Origin of the sequence: uncultured Pseudoalteromonas sp., from assembly GCF_963922945.1 — a bacterium.
Lineage (GTDB): Bacteria > Pseudomonadota > Gammaproteobacteria > Enterobacterales > Alteromonadaceae > Pseudoalteromonas.
Genome location: NZ_CAWUKC010000033.1, coordinates 17,940 through 39,557 on the forward strand (window position 1 = coordinate 17,940; position 21,618 = coordinate 39,557).

18 protein-coding genes are annotated in these 21,618 nt (G+C 36.7%); all 18 read left to right on the forward strand.

The window, feature by feature from the left end; genetic code table 11:
• The first annotated feature begins 162 nt into the window (after window positions 1-162).
• The 18 genes from AABI99_RS09070 to AABI99_RS09155 all read left to right on the forward strand — a co-directional run bounded on the left by AABI99_RS09070 (window position 163) and on the right by AABI99_RS09155 (window position 21,469).
• Window positions 163-2,784 (forward strand): SLBB domain-containing protein, encoded by a 2,622-nt coding sequence (locus AABI99_RS09070; RefSeq protein ID WP_338365351.1) that lies wholly within the window; start codon window positions 163-165, stop codon window positions 2,782-2,784.
• A 217-nt stretch (window positions 2,785-3,001) separates the two neighbouring features.
• The gene (locus AABI99_RS09075) at window positions 3,002-3,970 is read left to right on the forward strand and encodes a Wzz/FepE/Etk N-terminal domain-containing protein (protein ID WP_338365352.1); all 969 of its coding nucleotides are present in this window, start codon (window positions 3,002-3,004) and stop codon (window positions 3,968-3,970) included.
• A 129-nt stretch (window positions 3,971-4,099) separates the two neighbouring features.
• Entirely contained in the window at window positions 4,100-5,290 is a 1,191-nt protein-coding gene (locus AABI99_RS09080; RefSeq protein ID WP_338365353.1) for a UDP-N-acetylglucosamine 4,6-dehydratase, read from the forward strand.
• A gap of 15 nt (window positions 5,291-5,305) precedes the next feature.
• The gene (locus AABI99_RS09085) at window positions 5,306-6,460 is read left to right on the forward strand and encodes a LegC family aminotransferase (protein WP_338365354.1); all 1,155 of its coding nucleotides are present in this window, start codon (window positions 5,306-5,308) and stop codon (window positions 6,458-6,460) included.
• A complete protein-coding gene (gene neuC, locus AABI99_RS09090; RefSeq protein ID WP_338365355.1) occupies window positions 6,460-7,614 on the forward strand; it encodes a UDP-N-acetylglucosamine 2-epimerase in 1,155 nt (384 codons plus the stop codon). Before AABI99_RS09085 ends, neuC begins: the two co-directional genes overlap by 1 nt.
• 7 nt (window positions 7,615-7,621) lie before the next feature.
• Window positions 7,622-8,695, forward strand: a complete 1,074-nt coding sequence (gene neuB / locus AABI99_RS09095) for an N-acetylneuraminate synthase (protein ID WP_338365356.1) — start codon at window positions 7,622-7,624, stop codon at window positions 8,693-8,695.
• Complete coding sequence (locus AABI99_RS09100; RefSeq protein ID WP_338365357.1) at window positions 8,685-9,341, forward strand: acetyltransferase; 657 nt, start codon at window positions 8,685-8,687, stop codon at window positions 9,339-9,341. The genes neuB and AABI99_RS09100 overlap by 11 nt, the downstream gene beginning before the upstream one ends.
• A complete protein-coding gene (locus tag AABI99_RS09105; RefSeq protein ID WP_338365360.1) occupies window positions 9,331-10,392 on the forward strand; it encodes a nucleotidyltransferase family protein in 1,062 nt (353 codons plus the stop codon). Before AABI99_RS09100 ends, AABI99_RS09105 begins: the two co-directional genes overlap by 11 nt.
• Window positions 10,385-11,089 carry an acylneuraminate cytidylyltransferase family protein gene (locus tag AABI99_RS09110; RefSeq protein WP_338365361.1) on the forward strand — a complete coding sequence of 235 codons (705 nt, stop codon included), beginning with the start codon at window positions 10,385-10,387 and terminating at the stop codon, window positions 11,087-11,089. Before AABI99_RS09105 ends, AABI99_RS09110 begins: the two co-directional genes overlap by 8 nt.
• 113 nt (window positions 11,090-11,202) lie before the next feature.
• Window positions 11,203-12,468 (forward strand): oligosaccharide flippase family protein, encoded by a 1,266-nt coding sequence (locus AABI99_RS09115; RefSeq protein WP_338365362.1) that lies wholly within the window; start codon window positions 11,203-11,205, stop codon window positions 12,466-12,468.
• Window positions 12,465-13,412, forward strand: coding sequence for a polysialyltransferase family glycosyltransferase (locus tag AABI99_RS09120; RefSeq protein WP_338365364.1), 948 nt, complete (start codon window positions 12,465-12,467; stop codon window positions 13,410-13,412). The genes AABI99_RS09115 and AABI99_RS09120 overlap by 4 nt, the downstream gene beginning before the upstream one ends.
• A 50-nt stretch (window positions 13,413-13,462) precedes the next feature.
• Window positions 13,463-14,533, forward strand: coding sequence for a glycosyltransferase family 4 protein (locus AABI99_RS09125; RefSeq protein WP_338365366.1), 1,071 nt, complete (start codon window positions 13,463-13,465; stop codon window positions 14,531-14,533).
• A gap of 18 nt (window positions 14,534-14,551) precedes the next feature.
• Window positions 14,552-15,568 carry an EpsG family protein gene (locus AABI99_RS09130; protein ID WP_338365367.1) on the forward strand — a complete coding sequence of 339 codons (1,017 nt, stop codon included), beginning with the start codon at window positions 14,552-14,554 and terminating at the stop codon, window positions 15,566-15,568.
• Window positions 15,569-15,595: 27 nt separating this feature from the next.
• Window positions 15,596-16,687 (forward strand): glycosyltransferase, encoded by a 1,092-nt coding sequence (locus AABI99_RS09135; RefSeq protein ID WP_338365368.1) that lies wholly within the window; start codon window positions 15,596-15,598, stop codon window positions 16,685-16,687.
• A 79-nt stretch (window positions 16,688-16,766) separates the two neighbouring features.
• Window positions 16,767-17,903 carry a glycosyltransferase family 4 protein gene (locus AABI99_RS09140; RefSeq protein ID WP_338365369.1) on the forward strand — a complete coding sequence of 379 codons (1,137 nt, stop codon included), beginning with the start codon at window positions 16,767-16,769 and terminating at the stop codon, window positions 17,901-17,903.
• The gene (locus tag AABI99_RS09145) at window positions 17,900-18,817 is read left to right on the forward strand and encodes an SDR family oxidoreductase (RefSeq protein ID WP_338365370.1); all 918 of its coding nucleotides are present in this window, start codon (window positions 17,900-17,902) and stop codon (window positions 18,815-18,817) included. Before AABI99_RS09140 ends, AABI99_RS09145 begins: the two co-directional genes overlap by 4 nt.
• Window positions 18,818-18,825: 8 nt before the next feature.
• Window positions 18,826-19,374 carry a sugar transferase gene (locus tag AABI99_RS09150; RefSeq protein ID WP_338365371.1) on the forward strand — a complete coding sequence of 183 codons (549 nt, stop codon included), beginning with the start codon at window positions 18,826-18,828 and terminating at the stop codon, window positions 19,372-19,374.
• 160 nt (window positions 19,375-19,534) lie between these two features.
• Complete coding sequence (locus AABI99_RS09155; RefSeq protein WP_338365372.1) at window positions 19,535-21,469, forward strand: nucleoside-diphosphate sugar epimerase/dehydratase; 1,935 nt, start codon at window positions 19,535-19,537, stop codon at window positions 21,467-21,469.
• Window positions 21,470-21,618: the final 149 nt, after the last annotated feature.

Below are 21,618 nucleotides of genomic sequence, written 5' to 3' on the forward strand. Positions count from 1 at the left end.
ATGACATTTAAGTGACAAAAGGGACGAAAGTCCCTTTTTTATTTGTTTGTGTTTAATGTATTATAGCCACCAATTTTGGTTGTAGACCTAGGGATATACCTACTCGTGAAAGTTTTTACACAATTTTTTACTGCTTTTATTCTACTTTGTAGTTTTAGTAGCATGGCTTTTACGCCAACGGCCTCACAAATTGAGCAATTTAAAAAGTTGCCAAAAGCCCAACAAGAAGCCCTAGCAAAACAATACGGTGTAGATATTTCTACAATCACCGGTGCAAATCAGTCAAATGACGAAAACTCAAATGAGCAGCAGTCAACGATTGGTGAACGAAAAGAAAAAGAGCAAGAAGACTTAACTGACGAAGAGCGTTTTAAGCCAAAAACAGAAGAGCTAAAGCCTTATGGTTATGAGCTTTTTGCTGGTGAACCCACCACCTTTATGCCAAGCGAAAATGCAGCCGTACCCGACACATATATAGTAGGTCCAGGCGATCAACTAAAAATTAACTTTTATGGGAAAGAAAGCGATAGCTTTGATGTAACGGTTGACCGCGAAGGCCGCATTAGCATTCCCGATTTAAGCCCTGTAGAAGTAGCTGGCTTAACCTTTGCCGAAATAAAAGAACTAATAAAAGTAAAAGTTGAGCAAGAAGTGATCGGTGTAAAAGCCTTTGTTTCACTGGGCCAACTGCGTAGTATGCGCATACTTGTACTAGGTGAAGCCTACAAACCAGGTAGCTACAGCGTATCGTCTTTAACAACCGTATCACACGCCTTGTTTGTAAGTGGTGGTGTGTCTGACATTGCATCACTGCGTAACATACAAGTAAAACGTGCTGGTAAAACAGTAGCTAATTTCGACCTTTACGATTTACTAATCAATGGCGATAGCAGTAACGATATAGTACTAAAGCCTGGAGACGTGGTATTTGTACCACCCGTAGGGGCACAAGTTGCTGTAGATGGCTTAGTTAAACGCCCAGCAATATTTGAGCTTAAAAAAGGTGAAACAGCTAAGCAGTTACTCACAATGGCGGGTGGCCTAAAGCCAGGCGCTTATGCTAAAAATGCAGTGGTAGAGCGTTTTAATTTTGATCGCAAAGCAGTGCTATCAGTTGATTTTACTAAACCGCAAATTAACTACATTCCGCAAGATGGCGACCGCGTTCGCTTTAATTCTGTAAGCTCACAATACCAAAACTCTGTAAGCTTAATTGGTGCTGTAGCGCGCCCGGGTAATTACCAATGGTATCAAGGAAAGCGTATTTCTGATGTTTTAAAATCAGTACGTGGTGACCTGCTTCCACAAGCCGATTTAAGCTACGGCCTAGTAATTCGCGAAATTAACATAAATGGTGATATAGAAGCACACCAGTTTGATGTAGCCCAAGCCATTATTAAAAACCCTGAAAACAATTTAGCATTAAAAGCTAATGACAAAATTATAGTTTTTAGCCGCTTTGAAGAAAAAGAAGCTGAAAAATCAGCACTTGCTAATATGGCCCTAAGCCAAGAGCAGCAAGAGCAGCAGCGAAAGGCTGAGCAATGGCACACTTATCAGCAAAAAGAGTTTGAAAAATACATTGGTATAAACCAAGAAGAAAAGGAGCTTATTTTTGAAGAAAATAAAGCCCTTACACTCGCTGAAATGTCAAAGCGCAAAGCTAAAGAAGAAGCTGAGCTAGAGCTCAAGCCTGAAGATTACGCTTTATTTAGTCGCCATAACTTACTAGCGCCAATTATTGCTAAATTTAAGCAACAGGCCTCTGTAGATCAGGCTATGCAGCTAGTAGAAATTAGCGGCAATGTAACGTTCCCTGGTGTTTACCCGCTAATGGTAGGTGGTGATGTACGTGATTTAGTAACCGCTGCAGGTGGCTTACTAGAGTCTGCCTACGTAAAACAAGCCGAAATCACACGTATTGTTGCTAGCGACGCGTCTAAAATAGAGCATTTACGTTTAGACCTAGAAAGCGCGATGCGTGGAGATTTACAAAGCAATATTACGCTGCAAAGTAAAGATAGCATTAACGTATTCGCTATCCCTAACTGGCAAGAAAATGTAAAAGTAGAACTTAAAGGCGAGCTAAGATTCCCTGGTACCTACACAATACGCCGCGGCGAAACACTAACAGAGCTACTTGAACGCGCTGGCGGCTTCTCTGAGTTTGCAGAGCAAAAAGCAGCAATATTTACTCGTGCTTCTATAAAAGAGCAAGAGCAGCAACAACTAGCCCGTTTATCAACTGAGCTACGCCGCGACATAGCCTCAAAAAGCTTCCAAAACTCAGTGAGTAGTAACTCACTTTCGTATGATGAAATGAATAAGCTATTAAATGATTTAGCAAGCGTTGAAGCCGTAGGGCGTTTAGTTATCGACTTACCACTCATTGTTGAAAACAAGCAAAACTTAGTCCTTCAAAACGGTGATGTGTTGTACGTACCAAGCAAACGTGACTCTATTAGCGTTATTGGTGAAGTTAATTACTCAACATCACACCTATATAAAGCAGGTGTAAGTGTTGACGATTATATTGATTTAAGTGGCGGGTTAAAAGAGCGTGCTGATGAAGACCGAGTTTATATCATTAAAGCGAACGGCTCTGTAAAAATACCAAATACAGGTGGCTGGTTTGCAGCTAATAACTCAGAGCAATTAGAGGCCGGAGATACCATTGTAGTCCCAATGGATGCAAGTCATATGGATAAGCTAACGCTTTGGAGCACAGCTACACAGATTATGTATCAATTAGGTGTAGCGGTAGCAGCAATAAGCGGTATCTAATATTTATAGAGGTGTCAGGAAGATATTGGCTTTATTTGTAAAACGTTGTCTTCCTAACGCTTCAGTATACTCTCGAATTTAAAATAAACCTTTAGATGGTATATAGGGGCTACTAGTTGCGCGGTAACGGAAAGCTCTTAACCCAAAAATAATAACTTGACGTGATAGTTCAAGTTTTACAATTTTGATAGCTAATAGCCTAACTTATGAGATTTAAATGGAAAATCACTTAAAAAATACAAAACATCTAAATGAAAGTAGCTCTACTTATGTTGTTTCTGATGATGAAGTTAATTTGACAGAGCTATTTCAAATCTTATGGAAAGACAAATGGTTAATAATTTTAATTACAGGCATAGTTTCTATTGCGTCTGTATTTTATGCTTTAGAGAAACCTAATGTTTATAAATCAGAAGCATTACTTGCTGCAGCGGAGCAAGAACAAAGTGGTGGCTTGGGAGCATTAGCAGGCCAGTTTGGTGGTTTAGCTAGTTTAGCTGGAGTTAATTTGAGCGGTAGTGCTACAGCTAGTAAAACTCAATTAGCTCTCGAGGTTTTAAAGTCGCGCCAATTCACATCTGAGTTTATTAAAAAACATAATATTTTACCTAACTTAATGGCTGTTAAGTCATGGAACCCATTAGATAATAGTATTGAATACGATGAAGAAATATATAACAACACAGATAAAAAATGGATTAGAGAAGTAAAAGCCCCCTTTAAACCAGAACCATCAATGCAGGAAGCTTATGAAGAGTTTAGCCAATTAATTACAGCAAATATGAACAAAGAAAGTGGAATGATCACTATTTCTATTGAGCATGTTTCCCCAGTAATAGCGCAGCAGTGGGTTAATTGGTTAATTCAAGATATTAATAGTGTAATGAAGTCTAGAGATGTTGAAGAGGCTAGTAAAAGTACTGAATTTTTAACTAAGCAATTAGAGCAGACTAAAATTGCAGATATTCGAACTGTTTTATATAAATTAATAGAAGAGCAAACAAAAACAATAATGTTCGCAAATGTACGAGATGAATACGTTTTTAAAACGATTGATCCAGCTTTAGTGCCAGAAAAAAAGTTTAAGCCAAGCCGTGCGCTAATTTGTATTTTCGGTTTTCTTCTTGGTGGATTTTTAGGGGTAGTTATTGTAGTCAGTAAATGCTTTTTTAAAAACGAAAAGTAACACAAACACTTCCATTTAATAGGTTACGTTTGATGCGTTAGGAATATATCTATTTTCTATCATTTTATATTTTATTCTAATCGCCATTATATCTGTATCTTGAAAACTTAAATTTAAAGGTTATCCCAAATGAGTCAAATTTTACCGTTAATCGGACGTAGTAAGGAACTATTCTCAATCGATATTCCTAAAAAAGAGTTTGAATTAGGAAATATAGTTAAAAGGTCACGATTTCTTGTTTTGGGAGGTGCAGGCTCAATAGGCCAAGCTGTCACTAAAGAAATATTTAAACGCAACCCGAAAAAACTGCATGTTGTTGATATTAGCGAAAATAACATGGTTGAGTTAGTGCGTGATGTTCGTAGTTCTTTTGGCTATATCGACGGCGATTTTCAAACATTCGCGCTTGATATTGGCTCAGTAGAATACGATGCGTTTATAAAAGCAGATGGTCAATATGACTATGTATTGAACCTATCAGCACTTAAACATGTACGCAGTGAGAAAGACCCATTTACTTTGATGCGTATGATAGACGTAAATGTATTTAATACTGATAAAACGATTCAGCAATCGATTGATTGTGGTGCAAAAAAATATTTTTGTGTATCTACCGATAAAGCAGCAAACCCAGTAAATATGATGGGGGCTTCAAAGCGCATTATGGAAATGTTTTTGATGCGTAAAAGCGAAGAAATCGCTATTTCTACCGCTCGATTTGCCAACGTTGCTTTTTCAGATGGGTCATTATTACATGGCTTTAACCAGCGTATACAAAAGCAACAACCAATAGTTGCTCCTAGCGATATAAAACGCTATTTTGTTACACCCCAAGAGTCTGGTGAACTTTGTTTAATGTCATGTATTTTTGGTGAAAATAGAGACATTTTCTTTCCAAAACTAAGTGAAGCTTTACACTTAATTACCTTTGCAGATATTGCTGTAAAATACCTTCAAGATCGTGGTTACGAACCTTTTTTATGTAGAACTGAAGACGAAGCTCGTGAGCTAGTAAAAACGCTACCCGCTCAAGGTAAGTGGCCGTGTTTATTTACTGAAAGTGACACTACCGGCGAAAAAGACTTTGAAGAATTTTTTACCGACAATGAAACACTAGATATGGAACGTTTTGAAAACTTAGGCATTATTAAAAATGACGCTATTTTCGACCAAACTTTGTTAGCCGAATTTGAAGAAGCAATTACTCAAATGAAAACTAATAAATCTTGGACAAAAGACGAAATTGTGTCACTTTTCTTTAAAATGCTACCTGACTTTGGGCATAAAGAAACAGGTAAATACCTTGATGGTAAAATGTAAGTAGGCAAATATATCATGACTAAACAGCTTGTTTCATTTGTGAAAGATCTCTACCAAACGAACGAGTTTATTCCTTTGCACGCACCAACGTTTTCAGGAAATGAACAACAATATGTATCTGAAACCATAAGCAGTACATTTGTATCTAGTGTTGGTAAATTTGTAGATGATTTTGAAGGCCACATTGAAAATTACACAGGAACCGCAAAAGCTGTTGCTACTGTAAATGGTACTGCAGCGTTGCATGCAGCGCTTTATATGGCGGGAGTTAAAAGTAACGATATCGTTATTACACAAGCCCTTACTTTTGTAGCAACTTGCAATGCATTGCATCATATGGGAGCAGAGCCAGCATTTGTTGATGTATCACCTGTTAGCTTAGGGTTATGTCCTAAAGCTTTATCTGCTTTTTTAGAGCAACATGCAGTATTAACCGAGTCGGGCCCGATACATAAAATCACAAAGCAACGCTTTCAGGCAGTGGTTCCAATGCATACATTTGGACATCCTGTTGAGCTTGATGAGTTAATAGGTGTGTGTAACGAGTGGCAAATCGCTTTAGTAGAAGATGCAGCAGAAAGTCTTGGCTCTTTTTACAAGGGTAAGCATACCGGCACGCTAGGTGACTTTGGCGCAATTAGTTTTAATGGTAATAAAATAATTACCACCGGTGGTGGGGGTATGGTTTTATGCAAAACCTTAGCGTCGGGGCAGCGCACTAAACACATAACTACCACAGCTAAAGTGCCTCATCCGTATGAATTTTTTCATGATGAAGCGGGCTTTAATTATCGCATGCCTAACTTAAACGCAGCACTTGGTTGCGCTCAAATGGAAAATTTGGCCGCATTTATCGACAATAAACGCCACCTTGCGAATTTATATATAGACTTTTTTAATGGGTCTGATTTTAAATTTGTCACTGAGCCTAATTATGCAAAATCAAATTATTGGTTAAACGCCATTATTTGCCCAAATCAAAGTGAACGAGAAAAACTATTAAAACAGACTAATGCTGATGGTGTAATGACCCGACCAGTATGGCAATTAATGCATCGTTTACCTATGTTTGAAAAGGCAATGAGAGGCGATTTAAGGCATTCAGAGTTTATAGAGGCGCACTTAGTTAATATACCAAGCTCTCCAGTTAATACTTTAGGCAAATTGTAATGACAAAAAAGATAGCTGTATTTACAGGTACTCGAGCAGAGTATGGGCTGCTATATTGGTTGATAAAAGATATTCAAAGTGATCCAGAGCTTACATTACAGCTATTAGTCTCAGGCATGCATTTATCATCTGAATTTGGTGAAACTTATAAACAAATAGAGCAAGATGGCTTTACCATAGATGAAAAAATAGAGATTTTACTCTCATCAGATACGGCTGTCGGTACCGCTAAAAGTATGGGGCTGGGCGTACTTGGATTTACAGATGCGTTAAGTCGATTGAAGCCCAATGCATTGGTTATTTTAGGTGACCGCTTTGAAGCACTTGCGGCCGCTCAAACTGCGATGATAATGCGCATCCCTATTATGCACCTACATGGTGGAGAAATCACCGAAGGTGCTTATGATGACGCTATTCGTCATGCCATTACTAAGCTGAGCTATTTACACGGAACCTCAACCGAAGAGTATCGCCAACGTGTAATACAGCTAGGTGAAGCACCTGAACGGGTTAAAAACATTGGCGCAATTGGCCTTGACCATTTAGCACGTAGTGACTTTATGAGCGTAAATGAAATTGGCAACTCATTAAGTTTTAATTTGAAACAGCCTTACTTTCTTGTTACCTATCATCCGGTCACGCTAGGTGAAGAGCCTCCAGAGCAAAGCTTTATAGCATTGCTAGATGCGTTAGATGAGTTTCAAGATCATCAAATTATTTTAACCTACCCAAATGCCGATGACGGTGGGCGCCGTATCATACCAATACTTGAAAACTATGCTAAACAACATCCTAATAGAGTTTGTGCAATACCTTCGTTGGGACAAAAGCGTTACCTGAGCACGGTAAAAAACGCCGCTGTTGTTATTGGAAACTCATCAAGTGGGATCATTGAAGTGCCCGCATTTAATGTGCCTACAGTTAATATAGGCGTAAGGCAAAAAGGCCGCTTAGCTGCTAAAAGTGTACTTAATTGCATAGCAACAAAAGACGCTATTTCTGCAGCAATAATGACTGCTGTTACTGGTAGTTATAAAACCAAAGGCGAAACAATAATAAATCCATATGGCGCAGGTAATGCAAGTGCTCAAGCAATTCAAATGCTCAAATCTTTAAAGTTTGAGCCGAGCAAACCTTTTTACGATTTAAAGTGAGAACTCTATGACATTAATTATTGCAGAAGCTGGTGTTAATCATAATGGCAGTGACGATTTAGCTTTTTCACTTGTTGACGCAGCTCATCAAGCTGGTGCCGATATAGTTAAATTTCAAACATTTAAAGCTAAAAACTTAGTGACTGAAGATGCGCAGCAAGCAGAGTACCAAATTACTAATAGTGGTCAAAAAGAGTCTCAGTACTCAATGCTAAAGCGATTAGAGCTAAGCTACGAAACACATCATAAGCTAGTTAAATATTGTAATGATTTAGGCATTGAGTTTTTATCTACAGCGTTCGATTCAGAAAGCCTTTCGTTTTTAGTTGATGATTTGGGAATAACGCGCCTTAAGTTGCCATCGGGTGAAATTACAAACGCGCCATTAGTACTTGAACATGCTAGAACCGGCTGCGATTTAATAGTATCAACAGGAATGGCAACTCTTTCAGAAATAGAGCAAGTACTATCAGTCATTGCCTTTGGTTATATAAACCCAGAAGGTAATCCAACAGATGAAGCATTACAAACTGCATACTTTTCTGAACAAGGTAAACAATTACTAAAAAAGAAGGTTACACTTTTACATTGTACTACCGAATACCCAGCACCATTTAATGATATTAATTTAAATGCCATGGACACCATGAAAGATGCCTTTAAGCTAGAAGTAGGTTACTCAGATCATAGTGCCGGAATTGTAGTACCTATTGCTGCTGTCGCGAAAGGGGCTGTTTTAATTGAAAAGCATTTTACAGTCGATAAAGCTTTGCCAGGCCCAGATCACAAAGCTTCTCTTGATCCTATCGAATTAAAAGAAATGGTTGATGGGATTCGTATTGTAGAAAAGATATTAGGTGATGGCATTAAAGGGCCGCGCCCTTCTGAAGTTAAAAATAAAGCCGTAGCTCGTAAAAGTGTAGTTGCAGCACAAGCAATTAAAAAAGGTGAAGTGTTCACTGCAGATAATTTAGCTGTAAAACGCCCCAGTGGTGGAATAGAGCCAATAAATTTTTGGAAGTTATTAGATACTCCTGCATCTAGAGATTACTCAATAGGGCAGCTGCTCGATGAAAAATAAGCCACTTATTATAATTGGCGGGGGGGGACATGCAGCTGTATTAGCAGAGATCCTTCTTAAGCAAAATAAAAAAATAGTGTGTGTAGTTGCACCTGAGTTAATAGCGGCCAGTAACCTCTTTGATAATATAGAGTTACTTCACAGCGATGATGATATCCTTAAATTTAACCCTCAAGAAGTTTTGTTAGTTAACGGTATAGGCTCAATGCCTTATAAATCTGCAAGAGAAGCGATATATAGTCGCTTTAAAAAACTAGGTTATGAGTTTGCAACAGTCATTTCTGATTCAGCCATAGTGTCAGATTATTCTATGATAGGTTGCGGTGTTCAAGTAATGAATAATTGCGTGGTTAATATCGGCACTGTGGTTGGAGAAAACACTATTATAAATACCTCGTCGTCAATAGATCATGATTGCAGAATTGGTGCACACTGTCATTTAGCTCCAGGATCTACATTAAGTGGCCAGGTTGTAATAGAAAATAATGTTCACATCGCTACGGGTAGCAATTTAATTAATGATATTACTATTGGGCGAAATAGTATAATTGGTGTTGGCGCAAATATAACAAAATCAATTCCAGCCAACTCAATTGTTTATGGTGCGCGCGCAATAGTTAAAGGATTAGAAAGTAATGACAGTTAATTGGCAAAAAGTAGTAATTGAGCCTTCAGTTTCAATCAAAGAAGCGTTAAGAGTTATTGATAAAGAGGCCTTAAGGGTCGCTTTGGTTGTTGACAACAACAAGTTAATTGGCACGGTAACAGATGGTGATATTCGTAGAGGGATATTACAAGGAATAGAGCTTTCTGCATCAGTAAGCGAAATAATGAATACTAATCCAGTAAGTGCAAACGATTCATTAAGTAGTCATGATTTAAAAGCCCTGATGCAGTCGCGTAAGATATTATCACTACCAATCGTTAATGATGATAAGCAACTCGTTGGATTAAAAACATTATACGATACTCTTGTAATTGAAAAACGTGAGAACCCAGTTTTTATAATGGCAGGTGGGTTTGGAACCCGATTACGCCCACTCACTGATAATTGCCCAAAGCCAATGCTACAGGTGGGCGACAAGCCAATGCTTGAAACATTAATTAATAATTTTAAAAATCATGGCTTTTACAAGTTTTATATTTCTACACACTACTTGCCAGAGGTAATCATGGATTACTTTGGGAACGGCGAAAATTTTGACGTTGAAATTACCTATGTGCATGAAGAAACGCCACTTGGCACAGGGGGCGCGCTCTCACTACTGCCTGATGATTTACCGGAAGAACCATTAATTATGATTAATGGTGATATTTTAACGAATGTTGATTTTTCTAAAGTGCTAGACTTTCATGTTAAAAAGGCTAGCGATGCCACAATGTGTGTGCGTGACTATGAGGTTAAAATTCCTTTTGGAGTAATTGAAGGTGAAGGGCATCAAATTACAGGCATGGTAGAAAAGCCAACATACCGTTACTTTGTTAATGCTGGCATTTATGTGATTTCGCATAATATTATTAATTCACTTCCAAAGAATCAGCGCTTAGATATGCCAAGCTTGTTTGAGATAAAGCAAAAAGAAGGCTTAAAAACTTTAAAGTTTCCGATACATGAATATTGGCTAGATGTTGGCCGTCATGATGACTTTCAAAAAGCACAAGTAGATATTCATACGTTAGGAATTAATAATGATTAATGATAAAAAAATCTTGGCTATTATTCCTGCTCGAGGTGGAAGCAAAAGATTACCTCGAAAAAATATATTACCAATCGCAGGGAAACCATTAATTCAGTGGACTATAGAAGCTAGCTTACACTCAAAATACATAGATTCTACGTTCGTTTCCACTGACTGCTCTGAAATTGCAGAAACGGCTAGAAATTGCGGAGCACAAGTACCTTACTTAAGGTCTGACATACTATCTAATGATACAGCGACTAGTATGGATGTAGTACTTGATGCGATAGAGAATTATGAAAAAAGTGGGCAGGTATTTGATTATGTACTTTTACTTCAACCCACCTCACCATTAAGAACAACAGGGGATATTGACGGTGCTATTGAAATGTTTCAAAGTAAGTCGGCAGATGCTGTCGTTTCTGTTACTGAGTGTGAGCACTCCCCGCTGTGGTCTAATACACTTCCTTCAGATTTTAGCTTAGCTAACTTTATTCCTGATTCAGTTTTAAAGCAACGAAGTCAGGATTTACCTAAGTACTATCGGCTTAATGGCGCTATTTACCTTTTTAATGTGAAACATGTGAAAGAAGGAAGTAGTTATTTATCTCTTCCTCGTACATTTGCCTATGATATGGATAAGTCCCACTCAATCGATATTGATGATGATTTTGATTTTAAGGTAGCTGAATCATTCTTGATGGATGTGCAATAGTTATAAAATATCAAAATATTAAGTTTTTAAGTACTTCACAGTAAGAAAAGGATCTTTATGAAAATCTATAAAGTCGTATACCAGTTCTCGTTCGAGGTAAATAAATAATATTAATGAGCAACTTTTTTAAAAGTACGTCAGTATATTTTTTAGCTAACATACTAAATGCAGTAATACCCTTTTTACTTTTGCCTATATTAACTCGTTATTTATCGGTTGAAGAATATGGTCAAATAGCTATGTTTCAACTACTGATTGGCGGGCTTGCAGGTTTTGTCGGTTTGAACACCGTTGGGGCTGCGGGGCGTAAGTTTTATGATAAAAATATAAGTAAATTAGAGTTAGCTATTTATAATACAAACTGTCTATGGATACTTCTTTTTACTTCAGCAGTGATTGTTCTATTTACTTTGCTATTTAATAAAGAGGTTGCTTTATTATTATCAATACCTAGTCATTGGCTATATCTAGCGATAACAATATCTTTTAGCTCTTTTATTCTTCAATTTAGATTGAGCCAGTGGCAAATAAGAGGGGAAGCTAAAAAGTATGGTGTATTACAAGTTAGTAATAGTTTGTTTAATTTATGTGGCTCTTTAATATTTGTTGTGACGCTTTCAATGGGGGCGCAAGGTAGAATTGATGCTTTGTTTATCACCGGTATTATCATGGCCATTATTTCTTTTTATCTTCTAGCTGCACATAAGTTAATTACTTTTACTCTCCCTAATAAAAAAAGTATCTACGAAGCGCTCAATTTCGGTGCTCCTTTAGTACCTCATATATTTGGAGCTTTTTTATTATCTAGTGCTGACCGATACGTTATTAATGATAGTTTAGGGTTAGGTGCGGCTGGTATTTATTTACTAGCTGTTCAGCTGAGTAGTGCCCTATCTATAATATTTGATGCCATTAATAAAGCATATGTACCTTGGTTGTTCGAAAATTTAACGAAGAATGACACAGCGATAAAATTTAGCATCGTAAAAAACACCTATAAATATTTTGTATTGCTAAGTGTAGTTGCCGTATTAGGATTTATAATTGGCCCGTGGGGAGTTACATTTGTTGCTGGTGATAACTTTAGCAAGGCGGCAACTATTATAGGGTGGTTGTTACTTGGTCAAGTATTCAGTGGAATGTATTTAATGGTAACTAACTATATATTTTATTCAAAAGAAACGAAGCTATTATCACTTGTAACTATTTTCACAGGTGCGCTGAACGTCTTGTTACTATATATGTTAGTACCAATGTTTGGGTTAAAAGGTGCTGCCTATTCTTTCTGTGCTTCTATGCTAATTAGGTTCTTAATGACCTGGTTACTTGCAAATAAAAAAGTAAAAATGCCATGGCTTTTAACTCGGACAAATAAATGAATAAATTGATAATTGAAAATACGTATAGAAGCTTACTTATATATATGCTTTATGAGCCATCTTGGAAGAAGCATGATTATGTAATAGTGAAAGGTCGAATTTCGAATGATTTTATTTCACGCCTTAAGGATAAAGTAAATAAAGTATCGATAACTGATGACTTTCCTATAATTTCATTAAAGTCACCATTTAGTTCCATCTATAGCCGATTACACTTTTTGAATTCACTTAAGAGTTATGACGAAATATATGGAAATGTTTTTGAGTTAAAATTAAAAGAATGCAAGGCAAAGTTGTTTCAACTCGACGATGGCTTAATGACTAAAAGAATGGTTGAAGGTGACTTAAATAGAAAAATTAATAATCTTAAGTTTAGAAACAACCTCTTTTTTAGAGTTTTTTTTAATGTAGATTATAACTTTGATGCTAAACGTTACACGTTTATTATTCCTGATTCATATCAAAATAATAAAAAATTGTCATGTGAATTTATAAATGTAGGCAAAAAAATTAATGAGTTATCTACTAACGATTACTCAGAAATTTGTGAGATATATGGATTCTCTCCAACCAAGCTCAAAGGTAAAAGTATCCTTATGCTGCAACCATTTTTTGAGGATAAGTTGGTTTCAAGTATTGAATACGAAATTAATATGTATAAGGAAATATTGAAGTCTGAGGGGGTACTAGAAAGTGAGCTCTATATAAAACCCCACCCCAAAAGTAAAATAGACTACAAAAAATACTTTCAGGGATCAGAGTTTATCCCCAAAGATTTCCCATATGAACTTTTAGTTAGAAAATCGGCTAATAATAAGTTCAATAAAGTTTTATCTATAAACTCAAGTGGTATTGAAGAGTTTTCTACTATTTCTGAAGAGGTAGTAAATTTTGGAACTGAGAATTTTAAAGAACTAGAGTTTAGTCCTAGGATCAGGTTTTAATAGTAATTTTCTAGCAAAAAATAACCAATTTCAATTTTTCAGAGAGTTTCATGAAAGTACTTTTTTTATGTAGTAATTTAAATAACACGGGTGGAACAGAAAGAGTTGGTTCTATTATAGCTAATCAGCTATCAGAGTCAGGCTATGACATTTTTTTTGCCAGTCTTATGGGGGGAGAAGACCCCTTTTTTCCTCTAAGCGATAATATTAAAACATTATCACTTTTTAAATCTACTGGGCGATCATCTCTCCGTGCCCCGTTAATCATTTATCGACTAAGAAAAATTTTAAAAGATAATGATATAGACGTAGTAATTGCTATTGAATCTATGCTTACCCTGTTTACATTGCCTTCAGTATTAGGTTTACCTGTAAAGCATGTATGTTGGGAGCATTTTAATTTTCACAGTGATTTAGGTAGGGCGAGTCGAAGAGTTTCGCGTCAGCTTGCTGCTCGCTATAGCGATAGTATTGTCACCTTGACAGAAAGAGACAAAAGGTATTGGCTAGCTAATACAAAGCATAAATCTCAAGTTACAGCTATAGCAAACCCATGCCCCTTTGTTGTGCAAGATTCTGAATATAAAAGTGAATCAAAAACAGTTTTAAGTGTAGGACGCTTAGCCCCTCAAAAAGGGTTCGATCTTCTGCTGTCGGCTTGGGTTGAGGTAATCAAGCTAGCGCCTGATTGGAAATTGCAGATTGTAGGTGATGGAGATGATAAAGATAAGTTAGTTAATTTTATTTCAGCTAATAACATATCAAGCAGCGTAGAGCTTGTAGGTAAGACAAATAATATCCAAGAGTATTATAATAATGCTGGTATTTATTGTTTAAGCTCTAGATTTGAAGGCTTTCCAATGGTGCTTCTTGAAACTCTTTCCTTTGGTTTACCGGTAGTAAGTTTTGACTGCGATACTGGGCCAGAGGAAGTACTTAATAATACTGGTGGAGTACTAGTAAAACCTAATGACCCACATTCACTTGCAATAGCATTAGTGGGGTTAATTAATGATAAAAGTAAGCGTGAAAGCATTTCAATAATGAGTAAAGAAAAAGCTTTAGAGTATCAGCCAGATGCAATTATAAAGCATTGGAAAAAGTTACTAGAAGAGCTATAAAATGATGCGTTTTAAAAGATGAGTATTAGTATAAATAAACGTAACTCGCCTGTAGTTATGCCCAAAGCAGCCTTCTATTTTTTAGCTGCCTTAATCTATGGTTTGCTTTTAGCCTCCCTACCAAATGAGCTCTTTAGAGATAGGGAAAACTATGTTGTTTATGCAAGTAACTTTGCAATTATATTTAAGCAATATAGTGCTATTACACTTCTATTTAATGAACCTCTTTTTTTATTATATAATAAGGTTTTAAGTTTTTTATTTTCCCCTGAAACAGTACCTAGAGTTAGTGTTTTCTTCATATCATTTTCGATTGCTTATTTTATATTGAAAAATGCACGTAACTATTTACTAATAGCTTTAGGTTTTTCACTACTATTTTTTGTCTCATTTACATTTCATCTGCAACTTGTTGTACTTAGACAGGGGGTCGCAACAGTTCTATTACTTTGGATTGTACATCTATACTGGGGGAAAAAACCTTTCTTTCCTTTGTGCTTTCTTCTACTTTTTTTCCACATAAGTTTTGCGATTGTATTTTTTGCTTTATTTTACGAACATGTATTATCAAGGTTTATTAAAAACTTAAAATTAAGGCTATTGTTTCTTAGCTCAACCTTATTTGCTTTATCTTTTTTTATGTTAGCTGTAGCGAGCTCCTTGGGTGTTCGACAAGCAGGAGCATCTCACTTAGTTAATAATACTAATGGTGGGGGCGGGTTTATTCTTTTTAGCTTTTTACTTTTTTTTCTTTACCTTAGAGGGCTAAACAACGTTTGCAGAACACCTTATGGTAAAATTGGTCTGTTAGGGGTTTTGGTGTATTTAATCTTTTATTTTACAATCCCAATATCAGGTCGCCTGATTAGTGTTTTCCTGCTTTTTTATTATGTTTATATAGTTTTAAGCACGAACGCCAAAGACTATTTTTCTTCATTTATTTTTTTGTTGGTAAATATATACCTATGGAGTAATGCGATAAATAGTGAAAGTTTAACTAAATTAGGTGTTAGCTATTTTAGTGCTTTTTTATAGCAGTATATTGAGAGAAATTAGGTGTGTATGAAAATATTACTGGTTATAACCGGTTTAGGCATGGGCGGTGCTGAGCATGTTGTTGTTAATATGGCCGATGAATTATTAAAAAAAGGTTATGAAGTCAAGATAGTTTATTTAACTGGTTCAGCTCTAGTTCTGCCAAAAAATAATAACATAGAGGTTATCCCATTAAACATCACGAGTGCTAAAAGCTTTGTTACTTCTTATTTTAAATTAAGAAATATTGTTAAATGTTTCAAACCAGATGTTATTCATAGTCATATGGTTCATGCAAATATTTTAACTAGATGCTTGAGGCTATCACTCAAAGTGAAGAAAATAATAAGCACTTCACATAGCAACAATGAAGGTGGAAAAGCGCGAATGTTGGCTTATCGAATAACCGACAAATTGGCTGATATATCAACAAATGTCAGTGAAGATGCAGTAAATGAGTCAATTCGAAGAGGCGCAGTAGCAAAAGGTCGAATGATTTCAATCCCGAATGGAATTGATACTGAAACATTTTGTTTTAGTGATGAGGCACGTTCTAAAATTAGGGCTGAGTTAAAAGTTGATTCTAAAAAAGTATTGTTAGCTGTTGGTAGGCTCACAGAAGCCAAGGATTATCCAAATTTATTAAATGCTATTAAATTACTAAAAAAACAACGAACGGATTTTAAATTATTTATAGTAGGAGATGGGCCTTTAAAGAGGGGCTTAGAAAATAAGCTTGAAGAGCTCAGCTTAAAAGAGCATGTTGAATTATTAGGTTTACGAAATGATATACCAGCGCTAATGTCTGCCGCTGATTTATTTGTGCTATCTTCCGCTTGGGAAGGATTTGGTTTAGTTGCGGCTGAAGCTATGGCATGTGAAAGACTTGTTGTTGCAACCGACTGCGGGGGAGTTGCTCAAGTCATATCACCTTATGGGGTACTAGTAAAACCTATGGACTCTGTATCGTTAAGTAATGCTATGAATAACTCTATGAATATAAGCTCAGATGAATCTGCTAGAATAGGTTCCTTGTCACGGTCGCACATTATTAGTAATTACTCGCTAATAAAAAATATTGAGTCTTATGAGCGCCTCTATAACTCTCCTAATGTTTAAGCTTATTGTTTTAAACTAGTTTAACAGGCTGTAATTTTTATATAAAAACTAAAAATACAGCTTTCTAAGGATCCTAAAGTTGAGATTACTTTTTATAATTAATGTGGATTGGTTCTTTATTTCACACCGCTTACCTATAGCGCAAGAAGCGCTTAAGCAAGGATATTCAGTCACTATAGCTTGTCATTTTACCGAGCATAAGCAAGCACTAAAAGAGATGGGCTTTAACGTTGTTGAACTACCGTTCACCCGCAGTGGTGGCAGCATAGGCAATGAACTTAAAACACTCAAAGCTATACGTAATTTAATAAAGCAAGAACAGCCATCTGTTATCCATGCAGTAACTATAAAGCCTGTTTTATATGCTGGGTTAGTATTAAAAACAATTAAACAAAAAATACCATTTGTAGCTGCTATATCAGGCTTGGGCTATGTATTTACTGCAAGTACATTTAGAGCAAAGCTAACTAAATTTATAGCATCCATGGTATATAAAGTTGCGTTAGCGCACAAAAATAAAACCGTTATCTTTCAAAATAGATCGGATGAAAAAATACTAACAGAAGTCGCTAATCTTAAGGCTTGCGATAAAGTGCTTATTAAAGGCTCTGGGGCTGACTTATCTGTTTATAATCAAATCCCTGAAATAAACCGCCCGCACATTAAAATCGCAATGGCATGTCGCTTACTACGAGAAAAAGGTGTTTATCAATATATAGAGGCTGCTAAAGCGGTTAAAACCCAGTTTCCTAATACACAGTTTTTGCTTATAGGAACGCCGGACCTAGAAAACCCAAATACAATAAAGCAATCTGAAATCGATAAATGGGTAGATGAGGGAATAATTGACTATTTAGGCCACCGCAGCGACATTCCAAATATTTTCTCAGATGTAAATATTGTTACCCTTCCATCATTTTATGGTGAGGGAGTACCAAAAGTACTAATTGAAGCTGCAGCATGTGGTAGAGCTATAGTAACGACTACAAACCCAGGTTGTAATGACGCAATTATAGACAACGAAACAGGACTCGCAGTACCCCCAATGGATGGGCAGTCACTTGCTAATGCATTTATTCAATTAATCAATAGCCCAGAACAACGTATTGAAATGGGGGTTAAAGCCAGAGTATTTGCAGAAAAAGAGTTTGATGTAAAAGCTGTCGTTACTACTCACATCAAAATATATAAAGGATTGCTGGATAATAAACTATGATCGCTATTACTGGTTATAGTGGCTTTGTTGGCACAGAGCTACTAAAAAAAATAAACACCGAAGAGTGCGTGTTATTAGGGCGCAAGCCAATTACGGGTAGCTACAAACATCAATTTTTTGATCTTAGTAACCCAGTTCAAGATTTAGATTTAAGTGAAGTTAAAGTACTTATTCATTGCGCCGCTCGCGTACATATAATGGACGATAACTCAGCAAATCCAATAGATGAATTTAGAGCTGTAAATACAAAAGGGACATTAAACTTAGCGAATCAAGCAGCTAAAGCTGGTGTAAAGCGATTTATATTTATAAGTACTATTAAAGTAAATGGCGAAAGCACGACAGGTCGTAAGCCTTTTAATGAACAAGAATGCGCCCCAGAAGATCCATATGGCATTTCAAAAGCAGAGGCTGAGCAGCAGTTGCTCGCTTTAGGGCAACAAACGGGCATGGAAATAGTAATAATAAGGCCACCGTTAGTATATGGAGAAGGTGTAAAGGCTAACTTTGCATCTTTAATGCGTTTAGTTAATAAAGGTTTTCCTCTACCCTTTCGATCAATAAATAAAAATAAAAGAAGCCTAGTGTCTGTATATAATCTAGTTGATCTAATTAGAGTATGTGTTGATCACCCAAATGCGGCTAATCAAGTGTTTTTAGTAAGTGATGCTCATGACCTTTCCACTGCCAAAATGGTACAATTAATGGCTAAGGTACAGGGTAAGTCAAACTTAGCGCTTCCAGTACCAACAACGTTATTTTCAATTGCGGGCTCTATACTAGGCAAAAAACATGTAGTTGATCGTTTAATAGGCTCTTTGCAAGTAGATATTACGCATACAAAAGATACCTTAAAATGGACACCTCCATATTCAGTTGAAGATGGTTTTAAGTTATCAGCAAAAATTAAATAGGTTAGTTAATGATTCGTATACTCGACATTTTGTTTTCATTGGTAGGTTTAATAGTTGCCATGCCATTTTTAATTATTTTATATATCATAGGCCTATTTGATACCGGCTCACCGCTTTTTATGCAAGAGCGTGTTGGTCGTAATAAAAAACCGTTTACCTTAGTTAAATTTAGAACAATGACCGTAGATACTGCCTCTGTAGCTAGCCACTTAGCAAGTACAGCGTCTATTACACCATTTGGCGGATTTTTACGTAAAACAAAGTTAGATGAACTACCACAGCTTTGGAATGTACTTAAAGGTGAAATGAGCTTAGTTGGCCCACGCCCAGGGCTATTTAACCAAGAAGAGCTAACACAAGCTCGCGATGCGAAAAATATATACAATGTACGCCCAGGCATAACAGGTTTAGCGCAAGTAAACGAAATAGATATGTCTACCCCAGAACTACTAGCTGAAACCGATGCAAAAATGATTGCTACACTTAACCTAAAATACTACTTCACTTATATACTACAAACAGTCACAGGAAGTGGCAGTGGCGATAGAGTGAAATAGCCAAATAACACACAAATTTACAAAAAGTAACCAAATACATAAAGACTATATAATCTTTTACATATAGTCTTTAACTATTAAGTGCAATAGTTGTTCATCTTGTAGTAAAATTGTAACCAATAGAATAGCAGTATCACTGCTAGCTTCAGGGAAATGTATTGTGTTTTTAAAATTCTTAGTTAACTTACCTCGCCCCCAAAAAAGAGTTGTATCACTTGTTGTAGATAGCATTTTTATTATTGTTGCTTTTTGGCTAGCCTTTTTACTTAGGCTTGATAGCACTGCTGTTTTAAAAAATACACACACATGGATACTGCTAGCAACAGTACTACCACTTAGCTTATTAAGTTTTGTAAAGCTTGGCTTATACCGGGCCGTGCTCCGTTATATGAATACACAAGCCATGTGGGCCATTATTGCAGGTGTTGTACTTTCTACTGTTTACCTAACCGTTTTGTCTTTCTTTTTAAGTGCGCCTGTTCCACGTACAGTGCCATTTATATACGCGAGTTTTTGTATTTTATTTGTAGGCGGGGCAAGGCTTACCGTACGCGCAGTGGTGGGGCAAATAACTATGCGCCGTAAAGAAGGCGTTATTATATATGGTGCGGGTTCTGCTGGGCGCCAACTTGCAACTGCCTTAGCGAATGGCCCAGAGTACTCACCAGTTGCCTTTATTGATGACGACCCTAAAAAGCATTTATCGTTAATTCAAGGTATATGTGTGCATGCACCTTCTCAAATTGCCGAAATAGCCAAACAAAAATGTGCAAATAAAATTTTACTTGCTCTGCCAAGCACTTCAAGAAGCCGTCGTAAAGAGGTGCTTAACGCAATAGAAAAGTTCAAACTACAAGTAATGACCATACCTGGTATGGCAGATATTGTTTCGGGCACGACTAACCTTGACGAAGTTAAAGATGTAGAGATAGACGATTTACTAGGTAGAGACTCTGTTCAACCTCGCCAAGATTTAATGTCGGCAAATATAGAAAACAAAGTAGTTATGGTAACAGGGGCGGGTGGTTCAATCGGCTCTGAACTGTGCAGACAAATAGTTAAAAATAATCCTATAAAAATTGTACTGTTTGAGCTTTCGGAGTTTGCTTTATATGCAATAGAAAAAGAGCTATCGGAGTACTGCAACGCAAATAATTTAAATATAGAAGTATTGCCAATATTAGGCTCAATACAAAATAAAAAGCTGGTTGAATCAACGTTCTCAACTTTTAACGTGCAAACGGTTTACCATGCAGCTGCCTATAAACATGTACCATTAGTAGAGCACAACGTAGTTGAAGGTGTTCGCAATAATATTTACGGCACTTACAATGTAGCGATGGCAGCAATAAACGCAAAAGTAGACACGTTTGTTTTAATATCAACCGATAAAGCAGTGCGCCCAACAAATATTATGGGCACCACAAAGCGCATGGCTGAACTTGTGCTGCAAGGGCTGTCTGAGGTTCAAGATACCACACGTTTTACAATGGTACGCTTTGGTAATGTATTAGGGTCATCAGGCTCTGTTGTGCCACTGTTTAGAAAACAAATTAAAGCAGGCGGCCCAATAACATTAACTCACCAAGATATTACTCGTTACTTTATGACAATACCAGAAGCTGCTCAGCTTGTTATTCAAGCAGGGGCCATGGGGGTAGGTGGCGATGTTTTTGTGCTAGATATGGGCGAGCCAGTTAAAATTAAAGATTTAGCAACTAAAATGGTTCACTTATCGGGGCTTGAAGTTAAGCACGAAAAACGCCCAAATGGTGATATAGAAATAAAATGTACTGGCCTGCGCCCTGGCGAAAAGCTTTATGAGGAGCTACTTATTGGTGACAACGTTATTGGCACTGACCATCCAAGGATTTTAAGTGCGCAAGAAATTAAAATGCCATGGAGTGAGTTAGAGCCACTTTTAAGTAAGCTTAAAGCTGCATGTGATGATACAGATCACCCCCTAATACGTAAGCTGTTGTTGCAAGCACCCACTGCATTTTCTCCTACCGACGGGATATGCGACCTCAACTGGCAAGAAAAACAAAATAGCCAAACCAATGTAACTGCTCTACCTAATGTAAGCGGCTCTTAAAATAGCTAGGCTGCAATAGTTTAATAATTTGCAGCCTATTTGTTTGAGCTAGCCTGACGCAAAATGTACCTTCACATTCGGTATATATTTATTGTGTTGTAGGCGCCTTGCTTGCTGGCGCACTAAAAGCATCGCTTTTTATATATTTA